This is a genomic window from Psychrobacillus insolitus (assembly GCF_003254155.1).
GTDB classification, from domain to species: domain Bacteria; phylum Bacillota; class Bacilli; order Bacillales_A; family Planococcaceae; genus Psychrobacillus; species Psychrobacillus insolitus.
This window is the reverse complement of record NZ_QKZI01000007.1, coordinates 103,864-121,341: the sequence shown is the minus strand read 5'-3', so window position 1 is coordinate 121,341 and position 17,478 is coordinate 103,864. Positions and strand designations below refer to the sequence as shown.

Annotated in this window: 14 protein-coding genes; 11 read left to right on the top strand and 3 right to left on the bottom strand. The window is 35.5% G+C overall.

Annotated features, from left to right (window positions below):
• The first annotated feature begins 2 nt into the window (after positions 1-2).
• From C7437_RS13845 to gatB, 9 genes are all read left to right on the top strand, one after another.
• A complete protein-coding gene (locus C7437_RS13845) occupies positions 3-1,016 on the top strand; it encodes a DUF3048 domain-containing protein (protein WP_111440365.1) in 1,014 nt (337 codons plus the stop codon).
• A gap of 41 nt (positions 1,017-1,057) precedes the next feature.
• Positions 1,058-1,378, top strand: coding sequence for a YerC/YecD family TrpR-related protein (locus C7437_RS13840; protein WP_111440363.1), 321 nt, complete (start codon positions 1,058-1,060; stop codon positions 1,376-1,378).
• 92 nt (positions 1,379-1,470) lie between these two features.
• A complete protein-coding gene (gene pcrB, locus C7437_RS13835) occupies positions 1,471-2,151 on the top strand; it encodes a heptaprenylglyceryl phosphate synthase (RefSeq protein ID WP_111440361.1) in 681 nt (226 codons plus the stop codon).
• 67 nt (positions 2,152-2,218) lie between these two features.
• Positions 2,219-4,444 (top strand): DNA helicase PcrA, encoded by a 2,226-nt coding sequence (gene pcrA / locus C7437_RS13830; protein ID WP_111440359.1) that lies wholly within the window; start codon positions 2,219-2,221, stop codon positions 4,442-4,444.
• 23 nt (positions 4,445-4,467) lie between these two features.
• Positions 4,468-6,468, top strand: coding sequence for an NAD-dependent DNA ligase LigA (gene ligA, locus C7437_RS13825; RefSeq protein ID WP_111440357.1), 2,001 nt, complete (start codon positions 4,468-4,470; stop codon positions 6,466-6,468).
• 13 nt (positions 6,469-6,481) lie between these two features.
• Positions 6,482-7,618, top strand: a complete 1,137-nt coding sequence (locus C7437_RS13820; RefSeq protein WP_111440355.1) for a CamS family sex pheromone protein — start codon at positions 6,482-6,484, stop codon at positions 7,616-7,618.
• 82 nt (positions 7,619-7,700) lie between these two features.
• Entirely contained in the window at positions 7,701-7,991 is a 291-nt protein-coding gene (gene gatC / locus C7437_RS13815) for an Asp-tRNA(Asn)/Glu-tRNA(Gln) amidotransferase subunit GatC (RefSeq protein ID WP_111440353.1), read from the top strand.
• Between the two features lie 18 nt (positions 7,992-8,009).
• Entirely contained in the window at positions 8,010-9,473 is a 1,464-nt protein-coding gene (gene gatA, locus C7437_RS13810) for an Asp-tRNA(Asn)/Glu-tRNA(Gln) amidotransferase subunit GatA (RefSeq protein WP_111440351.1), read from the top strand.
• A gap of 1 nt (position 9,474) precedes the next feature.
• A complete protein-coding gene (gene gatB / locus C7437_RS13805) occupies positions 9,475-10,902 on the top strand; it encodes an Asp-tRNA(Asn)/Glu-tRNA(Gln) amidotransferase subunit GatB (protein ID WP_111440349.1) in 1,428 nt (475 codons plus the stop codon).
• Positions 10,903-10,951: 49 nt separating this feature from the next.
• Here the strand turns inward: gatB and C7437_RS13800 are convergent, their stop codons facing one another.
• The 3 genes from C7437_RS13800 to C7437_RS13790 all read right to left on the bottom strand — a co-directional run bounded on the left by C7437_RS13800 (position 10,952) and on the right by C7437_RS13790 (position 15,566).
• Positions 10,952-12,280, bottom strand: a complete 1,329-nt coding sequence (locus C7437_RS13800) for a TrkH family potassium uptake protein (RefSeq protein ID WP_111440348.1) — start codon at positions 12,278-12,280, stop codon at positions 10,952-10,954.
• A gap of 336 nt (positions 12,281-12,616) precedes the next feature.
• A complete protein-coding gene (locus C7437_RS13795) occupies positions 12,617-13,918 on the bottom strand; it encodes a globin-coupled sensor protein (protein WP_111440346.1) in 1,302 nt (433 codons plus the stop codon).
• Position 13,919: 1 nt separating this feature from the next.
• Positions 13,920-15,566: a sensor domain-containing protein gene (locus C7437_RS13790; RefSeq protein ID WP_111440345.1), complete on the bottom strand. Its 1,647-nt coding sequence runs from the start codon at positions 15,564-15,566 to the stop codon at positions 13,920-13,922.
• A 318-nt stretch (positions 15,567-15,884) separates the two neighbouring features.
• Here C7437_RS13790 and C7437_RS13785 point away from each other — a divergent pair, with 318 nt between their 5' ends.
• A complete protein-coding gene (locus C7437_RS13785; protein ID WP_111440344.1) occupies positions 15,885-16,448 on the top strand; it encodes a thioredoxin family protein in 564 nt (187 codons plus the stop codon).
• Between the two features lie 87 nt (positions 16,449-16,535).
• Entirely contained in the window at positions 16,536-17,447 is a 912-nt protein-coding gene (locus C7437_RS13780) for a diacylglycerol kinase (protein ID WP_111440342.1), read from the top strand.
• The last annotated feature ends 31 nt before the right edge of the window (positions 17,448-17,478 follow it).

Sequence of the window (17,478 nt, the reverse complement as noted above, 5' to 3'; positions counted from 1 at the left end):
GGATGTTTGTGTTTAAAAAATGGGGAATAATCTTTGCTGTAGTTATGTTCGTTTTATCTGCTTGTTCAAAGAATGAAACGGGGGAAGAATCCGAAGAACGGCAAGAAGTATTGTATACTGCACCTTTTACTGGAGTCGAGTATGAAGAAGAAGTAACGCAAAGACCGATTCTAGTGACAATCAATAATCATCCACAGGCAAGACCCCAATCAGGGATTGCACAAGCAGATGTTGTATTTGAGATGGTTGCTGAAGGGAATATAACAAGATTTCTAGCACTTTTCCAAAGTGAAATCCCAGATAAAATAGGTCCTATACGAAGTGCACGTGATTATTTTATCGATATAGCAGATGGTTTAGATGCATTTTACATTGCGCATGGGTATAGTCCAGATGCACAAAGCCTGTTGAATGCAGGGGTAGTTGATCATATAAATGGAATGCAATATGATGGAGTATTATTTGATCGATCACCGAATCGAAAAGCACCGCACAACTCGTATATTACGAAAGAAAGTTTGATAGCTGGGGCTGAAAAAGTAGGAGCTTCGATGGAAATAGAGAAAACACCGAAATTCTCTTTTTATGATTCAATTGATGGCGCGAAAATAGGGAGTACGGTTTCAGGTATAAGTATTCAATATGGAACCGACTCAAGCTTTGAAAACTTCTATTCATATATTTCAGAAGAAGGAATGTATGAACGTAAATCAGCAGGAATTGTAACGATAGACGAAGAAACACAAGAGCCTGTTCTGCTATCCAATTTAATTTTCATGGAAATTCCACATAAAACAATTGATAATAAGGGAAGAAAAGAGTTGACTCTAACTGACGGAGGAAATGCTTATCTTTTTCAAGCTGGAGTGATGAAAGAAATAGAATGGGCAAATGTTGACGGTGTTCTCGTCCCGATGGAAAATGGTGTTCCTGCAAAACTTGTCAAAGGGAAAACATGGATCAGTTTTGTACCAACAAATATAGGACTTGAGAACATGGTGAATACTTTACCGTAATGTGAATAATTTTAGAAAGCCATAAAGGGGGATTCATGCAGATGCAAATTGAAAAAATTAAAGGTCATCAAACTGAGCAATTATTCAAAGCTGTTTTAGAATTAAAAAACATGGATGAATGCTATCGATTTTTTGATGACCTATGCACAATGAGTGAAATCCAATCACTTTCTCAACGATTAGAAGTAGCGCATTTATTAAGATTGAAAAAAACATATGAAACGATTAAGAAAGAAACAGGTGCAAGCACAGCAACTATTTCGCGTGTCAGACGCTGCTTTGATTACGGAAATGATGGTTATGATGAGATGCTTGGCCGCTTATATCCGGAGGAGTTACCTTTTCAAGATTCACGCAAGTAAATATTAAATAGTTTACCTTAGCTGAACAGAAGCCTCTGTTCAGTTTTTTTGCTATAATGGAGAATGATAAGTATGTATTAGTAGGTGGCGAAATGGATTATACAGAATGGCGACATATATTTAAGTTAGATCCTGAAAAAGAGATAGATGCAGAATCATTGGAAAAGGTTTGTGAATCAGGAACAGATGCTATCATCATTGGTGGTTCAGATGGTGTCACATCTGATAATGTCATCGATTTGTTAATACGCATTAGAAGATACGCGGTTCCTGTTGCGCTTGAAGTGTCGACGATTGAGTCAATTACACCTGGCTTTGATTACTATTTTATCCCAAGTGTTTTAAATAGCACAGAAACAAAATGGGTGAAGGATTTGCATCATTTGGCCACGAAGGAATTTGGTGAAGTGATTAATTGGGATGAAATGATTCCAGAAGGCTATTGTATATTAAATCCAGATTGCAAAGCAGCTAAGTTAACGAGTGCAAAACAACCAGAATCGATAGAAGATATTATTGCGTACGCACAAATGGTGGAACATCTTTTTAAGTTCCCCATTTTTTATATGGAATATAGCGGGATGTACGGAGATGTAGAAATAGTCAAAAAAGTAAGAGCCGGACTAAAAAGAACAAAGCTTTTCTATGGTGGCGGCATACAAACGGCAGAGCAGGCAAGTGAAATGGCGACGTATGCAGATGCGATTATTGTTGGAAATCAAGTTTATGAAAACCTAGAAGAAGCAATAAAAACAGTGCATGCTATAAGGTAACATTTGAGTATAGTCAGAATTACAGGTATAATATAGAGAACAAACGTTCTCGAAAAGGAAGTGGAATATGGAACTAATATCAAAGAACTTATTGAACGGAATGAATCCAGAGCAAGAAAAAGCAGTCAAAAAAACAGAAGGCCCTCTGCTCATCATGGCAGGTGCAGGGTCTGGTAAAACTCGTGTATTAACTCATCGTATTGCGTATTTAATAGTGGAAAAAGAAGTGTATCCATCAAAAATATTGGCGATTACTTTTACAAATAAGGCAGCGAGAGAAATGCGAAATCGAATTAATAGCATACTTGGAGAGGGTACTGGAGAGAGCATGTGGGTATCTACATTTCACTCTATGTGTGTACGAATCTTAAGAAGAGATATTGATCGAATTGGTTTTTCAAAAAACTTCTCGATCCTCGATACATCAGATCAGTTAACAGTTATTAAAAAGATTCTAAAAGATCAAAATATAGACCCGAAAAAATATGATCCAAGGTCTATGTTAAATGCTATTAGTAGTGCAAAAAATATCTGCAATGATGCTGATATGTATAGAGCTCAGATGAATGAACAAAATCCATTTGAAAAGACTGTTTCAGAAGTATATACAGCATACGAAAAACGGCTTAGACAAAATCAATCTCTAGACTTTGATGATTTAATTATGACAACGCTAATATTATTTAAACGAGTTCCTGAAGTGCTAGAGTTCTATCAAAATAAGTTCCAATATATTCATGTAGATGAATACCAAGATACAAACAAAGCGCAATACGAGCTAGTTCAAATGTTAGCAGTTAAATTTAAAAATATTTGTGTTGTTGGTGACTCTGATCAGTCGATTTATCGCTGGCGTGGAGCAGATATTCAAAATATTTTATCGTTTGAAAAGGACTATCCGAATGCAACCGTAATTATGCTAGAACAAAATTATCGTTCAACTGAGCGCATCCTTCAAGCCGCAAACGACGTCATTGGAAACAATACGAGTAGATATCCAAAAGTACTTCGTACAGATAATCACGAAGGAGAAAAAATTCATTTTTTCAGAGCATTAAATGAGCAACAGGAATCTCAATTTGTTGTGCATGTTATACAAGAGTTAATACAAAAAGAGAATCGGACACTCGATGACTTTGCAGTTCTCTATCGCACGAATGCTCAATCACGTGTAATGGAGGAAGTACTTATAAAATCGAATATGTCTTACACAATTGTTGGTGGGACAAAGTTCTATGACCGTAAAGAGATTAAAGATTTACTAGCTTACCTCCGCTTAATCGCCAATAATAATGATGATTTGTCATTAGCACGTATTATTAATGAGCCAAAACGTAATATCGGAGCTACTTCTTTTGAACGTATGGCTAGATACGCAATTGATCAAGATCGTTCCATTTTAGACTCTTTGAATGAAGTTGACTTTATGGGTATACCTGCACGAGCAGTAAATTCAGTCGTTGAATTCAGCGGGCTTATTCAAAACTTTACTCAAATGCAAGAATATGTATCTGTAACAGAACTTGTGGAACAAATACTTGAAAAAACAGGCTACCGTTCAATGTTAAAAAATGAAAAAACGATTGAAGCCGAGAGCCGATTAGAAAATATTGAAGAATTTTTATCGGTTACAAAAGCATTTGAAGAGCAAAGTGATGATAAAACACTTGTATCCTTTTTAACAGATTTAGCACTTGTTTCAGATATCGATAAATTAGACAAAGACGAAGATACTTCTCAAGGGAATATTATATTAATGACAATGCACGCTGCAAAAGGACTAGAGTTTCCAGTTGTTTTCATCATTGGTGTGGAAGAAAATATTTTCCCTCATTCACGTTCCATTGGGGACGACGATGAGATGGAAGAAGAACGAAGACTTGCCTATGTTGGGATAACACGTGCAGAAGAAAGACTATTCATCACATGTGCACAGTCACGTACTTTATATGGTCGTAGCAGTTTTAATAGTCCTTCACGTTTTATCAAAGAAATTTCAGATGACATTATTGAAGTTCTCAGTGAAGACAAAGGTCGTCAGCAAAATCGTACTTCTAGGAAATCTATTCCACAAGCACCAAAAACTATTGTAACGCAGCCAGCGTATAAAGAATCTGGTGGCGAGAAAATGGAATGGCAAGTAGGAAGCAAGGCTATTCACAAAAAATGGGGAGAAGGAATGGTTGTTAGTGTCCGAGGTCAAGGGGAAAATACCGAGCTTGACATTGCATTTCCAAGCCCAACAGGTGTTAAACGATTACTTGCTAAATTTGCACCAATTGAAAAAGGATAATTCATTTTGTGGAGGAAAACCTCATGGACAATATAGAGCAACGCGTAAAAGAGCTACACAAGCTTTTATATGACTATGGTTATGCTTACTATGTGTTAGATGACCCGATCGTTCCAGACGCTGTGTATGACCAATATTTGCATGAATTGATTGCACTAGAAGAACAGAATCCAAATTTAATATTTCCTGATTCACCAACGCAACGAGTTGGGGCAGTCGTTAGTGAAGGATTTAAAAAAGTAACCCATACAACACCAATGTTAAGTCTATCAAATGCTTTTAACGAAGAGGACTTACGCGATTTTGATCGCCGTATTGTTGGACTAATAGATGAAACTCCGGCGTATGTGTGTGAATTGAAAATTGATGGATTAGCAATATCACTTTTATATGTGGATGGTATTCTTGTTCGTGGTGCTACTCGTGGAGATGGAACAACTGGAGAAGATATTACAACCAATATCAAAACAATTCGTGCCATTCCGCTTCGACTAAAAGATCCTGTAACTATCGAAGCTAGAGGAGAAGCATATATGCCGAAAGCTTCCTTCCAAAAGTTAAATGAGGAACGAGCAGAACGTGGAGAAGAACTGTTTGCCAATCCACGAAATGCAGCTGCCGGAGGTCTTCGCCAACTAGATCCAAAAATGGCGGCGAGTCGAAACCTTTCTATGTTCGTTTACGGGATGGGTGAGACAGAGGATGTGAATATAGATAGACATTCAGAAGCTTTGCAGTATTTCAAAGTACAAGGATTACCGACCAATAAAGAAACGAGAAAATGTGCTTCTATCGAAGAAGTTCTTACGTTTATTGAGGAATGGACCACAAACCGAAATGAATTGCCTTATGAAATAGATGGTATTGTTATTAAAGTGGATGACTATGCACAACAAGAGGAACTAGGGTTTACAGCAAAAAGCCCACGTTTTGCAATTGCGTATAAATTTCCGGCAGAAGAAGTAGTTACGACTATTATCGGTATTGATTTAACGATTGGACGTACGGGGGTTGTAACACCGACTGCTATTTTAGAGCCAGCACAAGTAGCAGGGTCTACCGTTCAACGTGCTTCTTTGCATAACGAAGACTTAATAAGGGAAAAGGATATACGCATTGGAGACAAGGTAATTATTCGTAAAGCCGGAGATATTATTCCAGAAGTAGTAGCGGTAATTTTAGCAGAAAGAAAAGGGGATGAAGTCCCTTATGAAATGCCAACGAATTGTCCAGTTTGTGATAGTGATTTAGTTAGAATTGAAGAAGAAGTAGCGCTTCGATGTGTAAATCCTGCTTGTCCAGCTCAAATCACAGAAGGTATTTTCCATTTTGCTTCTCGTAATGCGATGAACATAGAAGGACTAGGCGAAAAAGTAGTAGAGCAGTTATTTAGAGAGCAGCTTATTACAGATGTTTCAGATTTGTACAAGTTAACAGTAGATGATCTTATCAATTTAGAACGGATGGGATTAAAATCTGCAACAAACTTAGTAGCAGCTATTGAAGCTTCTAAAGAAAATTCAATGGAACGTGTATTATTTGGACTAGGAATTCGACATATTGGAGAAAAAGCTGCTAAAGTTTTGTCAGAAACGTTCCATAGTTTTGATACACTTATGTTAGCGACTAGAGAAGAGTTAATAGCAGTTTTTGAAATCGGAGACAAAATGGCAGACTCTCTTGTGACTTATTTTGAACAAGAAGAAGTGCAGCGATTAGTAGATCGATTAAAAGAAGCTGGGCTAACACTTCGATATACTGGGAAAATAATAGATTTTTCTACATTAGAAAATAGTTTCTTTGCAGGGAAAACGGTTGTTTTAACAGGGAAGTTAACACAATTAACACGAAATGAAGCAAAAGAGAAAATTGAAGCACTTGGTGGGAAAATAGCTGGAAGTGTGAGTAAAAAAACCGATTTAGTCATCGCTGGAGAAGAAGCCGGGTCTAAGCTTGAAAAAGCAACAAGCCTTGGAATTGAGATCTGGAATGAACAAAAGCTATTAGACCAATTAACGGAGTAAAGGAGTAAAGAACATGGCAAAAAAAGTAATAGGTATGTCTACGCTAATGTTATTGCTAATTGTTTCTGGGTGCGCTCCTGCTTTTGAAAAAGAAACAGAGGTCATACAAGATACAGAGCAAGAAGCAAAGAAAACAGTAGTGATTCCCAGTTTACAGTTGGATGAAACATACTATCAAACATTATTGCCATACGCAGAAAGCAGTAGTAGAGGGCTAGTTGTATCTAACTTAGCAACGAAATATGATATGAAGGAAGTTGAAACCGGTCTTTTACGTATTTCCCAAAAAGAATTTCCTACAGATACGTATTTATTTCAAGAAGGGCAATACTTAGAAAAAGATACGATCAGTTCTTGGTTGGCTAGAAGTAACCAAACAAAAGATGGATTAAATCCTAGTGATGAAGGGTTAACTGGCGAGGAAAAAGCAAAAAATGCACCTGTATATATTACACATATTGTAGAGCAAAACTATTTGATAAAAGAAGGGGAAAAAGTTAGTCTTGCAGGTGTTTCTGTGGGGATTGCTTTAAACTCGGTTTATTTTTATCAAAAAGAAGCATATGGTGAAACATTTGAACAAGTACTTACACAAAAACAAATTGAGGAAAACGGTAAGCGTATTGCTCAAGAAGTTGTGACAAGAATGCGCCTAATTGAAGGGCTTGAAAATGTCCCAATTGCTGTAGGTTTATTCAAACAAAATAGTAGAAATGCAGTCGTACCTGGCACATACTTTACATCTACTGTCGCTGTAGATGGTGGGGATTTGGGGAAATGGAACTCGATTGATGAAGAATTCATGTTATTTCCAACAACAGAATCAAAAGAGAAACATCGAGAGATAGATACGAATTTCCGTAATTTCAAGCAAGATATAGAAACTTATTTCTCCAATTACACAGGTGTTATTGGAACAGGATATTATAAAGATCAGCAACTTCAAAAACTGAATATTTCAATCCCTATCCAGTTTTATGGAACTACAGAGATTATTGGGTTTACACAGCATCTGGCTGGGTTATTAATGGATCACTTTAGTGAGGATGTAGATGTTGAAGTTAACGTAACTTCGTTAAATGGAGCAGAAGCATTATTGATAAAAAAACCAGGAGACAAGGAACCGTTTGTACATATTTACGGACAGTAACTAAAAAAACTGATACTCTATTCAAGTAGAGTGAAAAATGATATGATATTTCCTATGGTTATCTAATTCGGAGGTGTAAATAATGGCGGAATTAACAAAAGAAGAAGTGAAACATGTAGCGCATTTAGCTCGTCTTGCAATAACGGAAGAAGAAGCAGAAAAATTTGCTCTTCAACTTGCAGCAATTACTGATTTTGCAGAGCAACTAAAAGAGTTAGACACTACTAATGTAGTACCAACAACACATGTTTTACCTTTAGTAAACGTTTTGCGTAAAGATGAAGCGATCAAAGGTTTAGACCGTGAAGTAATGATGCTAAACGTTAAAGAACAAGAAGCAGGACAAGTAAAAGTACCATCTATTATGGAATAATTGTGAGGAGGGAAAATAATGACGTTATTTGAACGTTCAGCGAAAGAATTACAAGCTCTTTTACATAGCAAAGAAATTACAATTGCTGATTTAACGAAAGAGGCATATGACCGAGTAGACAAGTTAGATGATGATGTACAAGCTTTCTTAGCTTTAAATAAAGAAAAAGCAACTGCAACAGCGGCAGAATTAGATAAAGTCCCTTTTGAAGAGCGTGGACCATTATTTGGTTTACCAATCGGAGTAAAAGACAATATCGTAACTGAAGGTTTAGAAACTACTTGTGCTAGTAAAATCTTACAAGGATTTAATCCAATTTATGATGCAACAGTAGTAAACAAATTACGCGAAGCAGGTATGGTCACTATTGGTAAATTGAACATGGATGAATTTGCAATGGGTTCTTCAAATGAAAACTCAGCATACAAAACAACAAAGAATCCGTGGGCATTAGACCGAGTACCAGGTGGTTCTTCAGGTGCATCTGCAGCAGCAGTTGCGGCAGGAGAAGTTCCGTTTTCATTAGGTTCTGATACGGGTGGTTCAATCCGTCAACCAGCATCATATTGTGGTGTAGTAGGGATGAAACCTACCTATGGTCGTGTATCTCGCTTTGGTTTAGTTGCATTCGCATCTTCTCTTGACCAAATCGGACCAATTACGCGCAATGTAACAGATAATGCATTATTACTAGAAGCAATTTCTGGTCTTGATCCGCATGACTCTACTTCAGCAGACGTAGAAGTACCAAACTTTGCAGCAGCTTTAACTGGTGATGTAAAAGGTCTTCGAATCGCTGTGCCTAAAGAGTATTTAGGGGAAGGGGTTAGTGAAGCAGTTCGCCAATCGGTACTAGATGCATTGAAAGTATTAGAAAATCTAGGGGCAACTTGGGAAGAGGTTTCACTACCACATTCTAAATATGCTTTAGCAACATACTATATTCTTTCTTCATCAGAAGCTTCATCAAACCTTTCTCGTTTCGATGGTATTCGTTATGGTTTCCGTGCAGAAAATGTACAAAACTTAATGGAATTATACAAAGAAACGCGTTCTCAAGGATTTGGGGATGAAGTAAAACGTCGTATCATGCTTGGAACTTATTCTTTAAGCGCAGGTACATATGATGCTTACTATAAAAAAGCACAACAAGTTCGTACATTGATTAAAGAAGACTACGATAAAGTGTTAGCAGACTATGATGTTATTGTAGGACCTACTGCACCAACACCAGCATTTAAAATTGGTGAAAACGTAGAAGATCCATTGACGATGTATGCAAATGATATTTTAACAATTCCGATTAACCTAGCAGGGGTACCAGCAATTTCGATTCCATGTGGATTTGAAAATGGCTTGCCACTAGGCTTACAAATTATCGGAAATTACTTTGACGAGTCGACAATTTATCGCGTAGCTCATGCTTATGAACAAGCGACAGATTTCCATAAAGAAACTCCTCAAATTTGGGAGGGAAAATAACATGAACTTTGAAACAGTTATTGGATTAGAAGTACACGTTGAGTTAAAAACAAACTCTAAAATCTTCTCAGCAGCGCCTAACCACTTTGGTGCAGAACCAAATACGAATACAACAGTAGTAGATCTTGGATATCCAGGTGTACTACCTGTATTAAACAAAAATGTAGTAGATTTTGCTATGCGTGCAGCTCTTGCATTAAATATGGAAATTGAACAACACACAAAATTTGACCGTAAAAACTATTTCTATCCTGACAATCCAAAAGCATATCAAATTTCACAATTCGATAAGCCAATTGGTAAAAATGGTTGGGTTGATATTGAAGTGAACGGAGAGACAAAACGTATCGGTATTACTCGTCTTCATATGGAAGAAGATGCAGGTAAATTATCGCATGCGGATGGCTACTCTTTAGTAGACTTTAACCGTCAAGGTACTCCATTAGTGGAGATCGTTTCAGAACCGGATATTCGTACTCCTGAAGAAGCTTATGCTTACCTTGAAAAAGTAAAAGCTATTATCCAATATACAGATGTTTCAGACTGTAAAATGGAAGAAGGATCACTGCGTTGTGATGCTAACATTTCGATTCGTCCATATGGCCAAGAAGAATTTGGTACAAAAACGGAGTTGAAAAACTTAAACTCGTTTAACTTTGTACGTAGAGGACTTGAGTATGAAGAAATTCGTCAAGCCGATGTACTTTCTTCTGGTGGAATAATTGAGCAAGAAACTCGTCGGTACGATGAGAAAACAGGTAAAACACTTCTTATGCGTATTAAAGAGGGTACGGATGATTATCGTTACTTCCCGGAACCGGATTTAGTAGATATTGTTATTGATGATGCTTGGTTAGAGCGCGTACGTGCTGAAATTCCTGAGCTTCCAGATGCTCGTAAACAACGTTATGTTGAAGAGCTTGGTTTATCTTCATATGATGCACATGTATTAACTTTATCAAAAGAAATGGCTGATTTCTTTGAAGCAACAACTACGGACGGAGCAGATGCAAAACTTTCTGCTAACTGGTTAATGGGTGAAGTTTCTGCTTATCTAAATGCTGAGCAAAAAGAGTTATCAGCAACTCCTCTAACTCCAGTCGGACTTGCGGGAATGATTAAACTAATTGAAGATGGAACTATTTCTTCTAAAATAGCTAAAAAAGTATTTAAAGAGTTAATCGAAAATGGTGGTACTGCAGAAGAGATTGTAAAAGCTAAGGGCTTAGTACAAATTTCGGACGAAGGTGCACTTCGTGAAATCGTTGCTACGACTTTGGATGCGAATCCACAATCGATTGAAGACTTTAAAAACGGGAAAGACCGCGCAATCGGATTCCTAGTTGGTCAAATTATGAAAGCAACAAAAGGACAAGCGAATCCACCTCTTGTAAACAAAATCCTACAAGAAGAAATTGTAAAACGCTAAAATATAAAAAGCTGACTCTACGTTTATAAACGTGGAGTCAGCTTTTTAATTAACCTGTAAATACTTGATCATAAGGGTAACGGTAATTTACTTTCTTCGGTCTAGTTAAGATGAAAAATAATGTAAGTGGACCAATACGGCCAAGGAACATAATGATGCTGATTAAGATTTCACCTATATCACTTAACTGATTTGTAATACCCATAGTTAAACCAACTGTCCCAAATGCAGAGAACACTTCAAAAATAAGTGGTAAAAAGGGAATATTTTCAGTAATTGTTAAAGCAAAAGCAAACACAAATATAATTGATAAGCTGACCGTTGAAATAGCTAAGGAACGGCTAATTACTTCTTTTCGGATAGTCCGTCCAAATAAATAAGGTTCTTCAATTGAACGGAAATAGGCAATAGTTGCAAAGATATTCACTATAAAAGTTGTTAGCTTAATCCCTGAAGCGGTGGAAGCACTTCCTCCCCCGATAAACATTAATAGCATCGTGAATAATACGGAGGAATCCTCCATTTGCCCATAGTCAATCATATTAAACCCTGCGGTACGTGGTGTAACTGCATTAAAATAAGAAGTTAAGATTTTTTCAGCAAGATTCATTTTTCCAATAGTACTATTATTATAGAATTCTAAAATGAACAGAATAATCGTTGCAAAGATATTCAAAAAAATTGTCCCAACTACCATCATTTTCGTATGAAGTTGCCAAGTTCGAAAGGATTTTTTTTGATATATGTCGACGATTACTACAAATCCAATCCCTCCAATAATAAATAAGCTAGATAAGGTGAAATTAACGATTGGATCATACGTGAAGCTCATTAAATTATCTGGAAATAAAGAAAATCCAGCGTTATTAAAAGCAGAAACCACGTGAAATAAACTATAGTAAAAGGCATCAGCTAACTCATAGGTTGGTAACCAGTGTAAGGTTAACAATATAGTTGCTATACTTTCAACAGTTAAAACAAAAATTAAAATAAGCTTCGTAAGCTTAACGACACCACCAATAGATCCTTGGCTAAATGACTCTTGCAAATAAATCCGATTTTGTAAACCAATTTTTTTCCCTAATAATATGAGTATAGCAACAGCAAAGGTCATTAAACCAATTCCCCCACATTGAATGAGGACGAGTAATACTAGTTCACCAAACAAAGTTAATGTCGTACCAGGATCAAATACACTTAACCCGGTAACTGTCGTTGCTGATGTAGCAACAAAGAGCGAGTCTACCCATGAAATAGGTGTTGTTGTAGCAAAGGGAAGCTTCAACAAAATGGTACCCAATACTATTAAACTAAAAAAACTACCAGCAATTATTAGTGGGGCAGAAAAGGGATGTTTTTTAATTTTACGTTTCCGCATATGAGCACTTCCTCAAACTGATGTGTATGAAATAATACATACTGTATGCTTATGTTGGCAATATGTCAATTAGATTTTTATTAATGATTTTTTAAAAAAGAATAAGAAAGTATAAGAAGTTAATCGACTGGAACGGAATATGTACGATTTTTTAGATCGCTTTGGACAGTCTCTTAGTTTATACTTTAACTTAAAAGAAAAAGAGGAGCTTAAGAAAATGACTGCGTCACTTTCTTAAGCTCCTCCTCTATTGCCTTTATCGTTTATCTTGTTACCACAAGTTTCGTGCAAAGCGAACCAGTAACGTTCATGTGAAAAAGGGCGATTGCACTTTTCTTAAGCTTCCAAATCATTAATCGTATCAATTAAGCCATCTGAAGAATTAGCAATCATTTCAACTGCTTGATTTAATTCACTTAAAATTTGTGAAATAGTAGTTATTTCTTCATTAGATCGTTGGCTTTGCAGTTTAATACCAGACATCGCAGCTACGATCTCATTGAAGGAAGTAGAAACATGATTATACGTTTCAGTACTATCATTTATCAAAAAATTCATATTCGACACGGATTTAGTCATATCTAAAATTCCATCATCAGTATCTTGAATTAGTGAAGTAACACTATTAATAGCCTTTTTGGTTTCTTCTGAAAGTTTTCTAACCTCAGATGCTACTACTGCAAAACCTGCACCGTGTTCACCTGCACGAGCTGCTTCGATTGCAGCATTAAGTGCTAGAAGGTTTGTTTGGTTGGCAATAGCAGTAACTAAATCAACAATTTCTCTAATTCTATTAGAAGAAACTTGGAGCTGTTCCATTTTATTTTCTAATGTACCGATGCTTTCGTTGATTAATTGCATTTGATTTGTTTGTTTAGTTAACAGAAGTTGCCCGTCAATCGATTTTTCTTCTGTATCTGTAACAAAGGACAGACTTTGCATAGTATATTCTTCGATCGATTTTGCTTGAGAAGCTAATTGTTCAACAGAGGCACTTGTTTGTTCACTAACTGCTGCAAGTTCTTGAGCAGTGTTATAAATGTTGTGCTTAATAGTTTGTTGAAGGGCTCTCACTTCTTCGCGAATTTTAGTATTTTCTAATTCATACGCTTCTAATACTAGTTGTTGTTCTAAATTTAATATTTTGTTCATAGCAGCTATGGCATTACGTCGATCATTAGTGGATAGTGGTAATTCAATAATGCAACGAGAAAATTCGTATTGTAAAGTTTCAAATGCTCCCATATACCATTTTGGTTCTAGACCAATTTTCACATGAACTTGTGCAATTTTTTTTCGTTGAGACAAGTAATTGGAGTCAATTACTCCTCCGAACATTTCGTTTATATGATAATACAATGTTTTTTTCAGTCGTTCCACGCTGCTATTATTGGCAATGATTTTCATAAGTGAAGGTTCTGCTTCTAAAGATTTATAGAAGGAATCAACCGTGCTATTCAATATTTTTTCGATATGTGGTTGTAAATGATGAAGTATAGCTAAATCATTTTTAGCTAAGTGGATTAATGCAATTTGTTTTTGCACTTCAGAATGATTTGTGACATCTAATGTAACGGGAATAGGTTGTGTAAAATCAATTGTATTTATAGCGTTTTTTTTGTTGAAAAAGAAAGCCATGTTATATATTCTCCTTTTGATAGTAGCTAAGTGGCTGAGGTTTTCCAAGCAGGTATCCTTGAAAACCGTCACAGCCTTTCCCTTTTAAATAATCTAGCTGTTCTTGGACTTCAATTCCTTCTGCAAATACCGTAAATCCAAGTTCATGTGCTAAATGGATTGTCCCGTTAATAATTGCTTTGCTTTTTCTGCAGGTTAATGAGTTCATTACAAAGCTTTGATCAATTTTAATACAGTTGATCGGAAAGTCTTTTAAATGTTTTAAACTAGAAAATCCAGTCCCAAAATCATCTAATTCTACTTCCATTCTAAGATTTCGTAATTGCTCTATAACGGATATAACATATTCTGTTCTTGTAGTGGAAATCCCTTCTGTAATTTCAATTTTTATGAAATCTGGATTTCGATTATAGTCATTACATAGTTTTTTTAATTTCGAAACAAGGTTTGAATCGAAAAATTGTTTGAGCGATAAATTGAATGCGACTTTCACTTGTTTGCCAACTGCTTCTTGTAATTTCGGTAAGTCTTGTAAAATAAGCTCAAATAATAAATAGCCTAGTGGAATGATTAAACCAGTTCGCTCTGCTAATGGAATAAATTCTCCAGGAGATATGGAACCTAATATAGGATCATTCCATCTAACAAGTGATTCAAAACTAGTAAGCTCCATGTTAGCATTATACTGCGGCTGGTAATACATCTGAAATCTCTTTTCTTGAATCGCTTCATGCATTGCATTTTTTATTGCTAATATTCGATTTGTATCAATATTCATGCTGTTATCAAAGAATGTAAATGTGTTCTTGCCATTTGCTTTTGAAACGTTTACTGCATGAAATGCACTTTGTAGGATGTCTTCAAAACTATCTGATAAAATAGATATTTTTGATACACCTATACTAAATGTAATGTAATAATCAATTTCTATGTATGAGATGGGATTTTTAAAAAGGTGCATTAAAGTTTGGATTAACTTTCTAACTTCCTCTTCGGACGCATTAGATATAATAGAAAATTCATCATTAAAGACTCTCGATAATATACAGTTGCGACCATCTAGAGCATCAGATAAACGCTTTCCAATTTCATTTAAAATTTGGTTAGCATGAAGAAGCCCTAAACTTTCATTGATGTTTTTAAAATCATCTAAATTAATGACTAATATAAAAAAACATTCTTTATTAGTTAATCTTTTTTTTACTTCTTGTTCAAAAAAGATAGCGTTAGGAAGCCCCGTTAAGGAATCCTCTACGATTTGTTTTTGTAGTTGTACTTCTAGAAGTTTTCTTTGTGTAATATCATGTCGTATCGCAACATATTGATAAGGTTTTCCAAACACATCTAAGGATGGAACAATAGATGTGTCAACCCAGTAAAAAGAGCCATCTTTTGCTCTGTTCTGAATTTCACCATGCCATGTTTTTCCGGAGGAAATTGTTTTCCACATATCTTGAAAGAAAGATTTATCATGATAACAGGAATTGACTATTTTATGCGTTTTTCCAAGTAGCTCATCGGAAGAATATTGAGAGATATTACAAAAATTTTCATTCACAAAAATAATTTTACCAGATACATCTGTTGTTGCTATTATAGTAGTAGAGTTAAGGCCAGTATGTATATCAGTTAACTCTTTTTGGATCATTACCTTGACCTCCTGAAAAAACTTTACGAAACATTTACTTATTTGAAAAGTTAAATTAATATATAGACTATAGTACCATAAAGCAACTATTTTATCTTTAAAAAATATTATTAACGCTAAGGGAAATAAAGTATTATCATATTTATATTACAAAAAACAGCTTATATTATGTGTATTAATATCTATTTTTGTAAAAATTAAATATTTTTGAACAATGATACTCATTCTAATGTGCTTGTTCAATATGATGTCATAGCGAACTTATTTGAATAAGCGAAAAGAACGAAGTATACTTAAAAAAAAGGGGGATTATTAAAAATGCCTACAGAACAACAGTATTTTGAAAACGCAAAGCCGCTTACACAGTACATGGATGATATGACAACCAAAAAAGAAGAGTCATTTAATATTTATAACCAATTTGACATACCAGCCGATGATGAATTTATAGTTTTATTAAAAGAAAAAGCACCACATATTCTAGTAATAACAGAAGATTGGTGCGGAGATGCGATGATGAATAATGCAATCATCCGTCGTATTGCAGAAGCAGCAGATATCCAAATTCGTGCTGTTTATCGTGATGAAAGTCTTGAGTTAATGGATCAGTATTTAACAAATGGTGGTCGTTCTATTCCAGTATACCTTTTGTTAAATAAAAAGGGTGAAGTTATTTCTAAATGGGGTCCACGTGCAGAAAAAGTACAACAATATGTTACTGAAAATAGAGAAAAGTTCCCACCAAAAGAAGATCCAACTTTTGAAGAAGTTCAAAAAGCATTTTATGCTGATGTAGCTAAAGAGTTTGAGGGAAATAAAGATTTCCATTTAGCAGTATATGAAGATATTCGCAACAGCTGGTTACAAGCACTTCAAAAATAATACTTAGTTAATAACATAAGGGAAGAGCCGGCATTTGTCGGCTCTTTTCGAAATGATGTAACAATGTAAAATAGAAAGGAAAAGCTTATGAAACGTGCAAGAATTATTTATAATCCAACTTCTGGGAGAGAACTGTTTAAAAAAAATTTGCCAGAAGTGTTGGAAATGTTAGAAGTAGCTGGATATGAAACGTCTTGCCATGCAACAACTGGTGAAGGTGATGCTACTGCAGCAGCGGCGAGAGCTGTGGAAAATGGTTTTGATATAATCATTGCTGCGGGTGGAGATGGTACATTAAACGAGGTAGTTGCAGGAGTTAGTACCTTTGAAAACAGACCAAAGATTGGTCTTATTCCAATGGGAACAACCAATGACTTTGCGAGAGCTGTTCATATTCCTAGAGATCTAAAAAAAGCAGTGGAGATTATTGTAAAAGGAGATTCAATTCCAGTAGATGTTGGTCTTGTGAATGATCGACATTTTATCAATATTGCGGGTGGCGGTCGTATAACGGAACTTACATATGAAGTACCTAGTAAGTTAAAAACAATGCTTGGTCAACTTGCATATTACTTAAAAGGAATTGAAATGCTCCCTTCTATCAACGCGACAAAACTAAGAATTGAGTACGATGATGAAGTATATGAAGATGAAACGATGATGTTTTTAGTTGGTTTAACAAATTCGGTAGGCGGGTTTGAAAAACTTGCACCAAATTCCAGTATTAATGATGGGAACTTTACTTTATTAATTTTAAAAAAGTGTAATATTGCAGAATTCATTCGTTTAGCATCATTAGCGATTCGAGGAGAACATTTAAATGATTCCCATGTTATTTCTAAAAAAGCGAAACATATTAAAGTAACGTCTGATGAGAAAGTTTTATTGAATCTGGACGGGGAGTATGGTGGGGTAATTCCTGCAACTTTCCAAAATCTATATCGACATATTGAAGTGTTTGTACCAATCGATGAAATCCGTGAACAAGACAGACCTTGAAGAAAACCCAGCACACAACAGTGATTGCTGG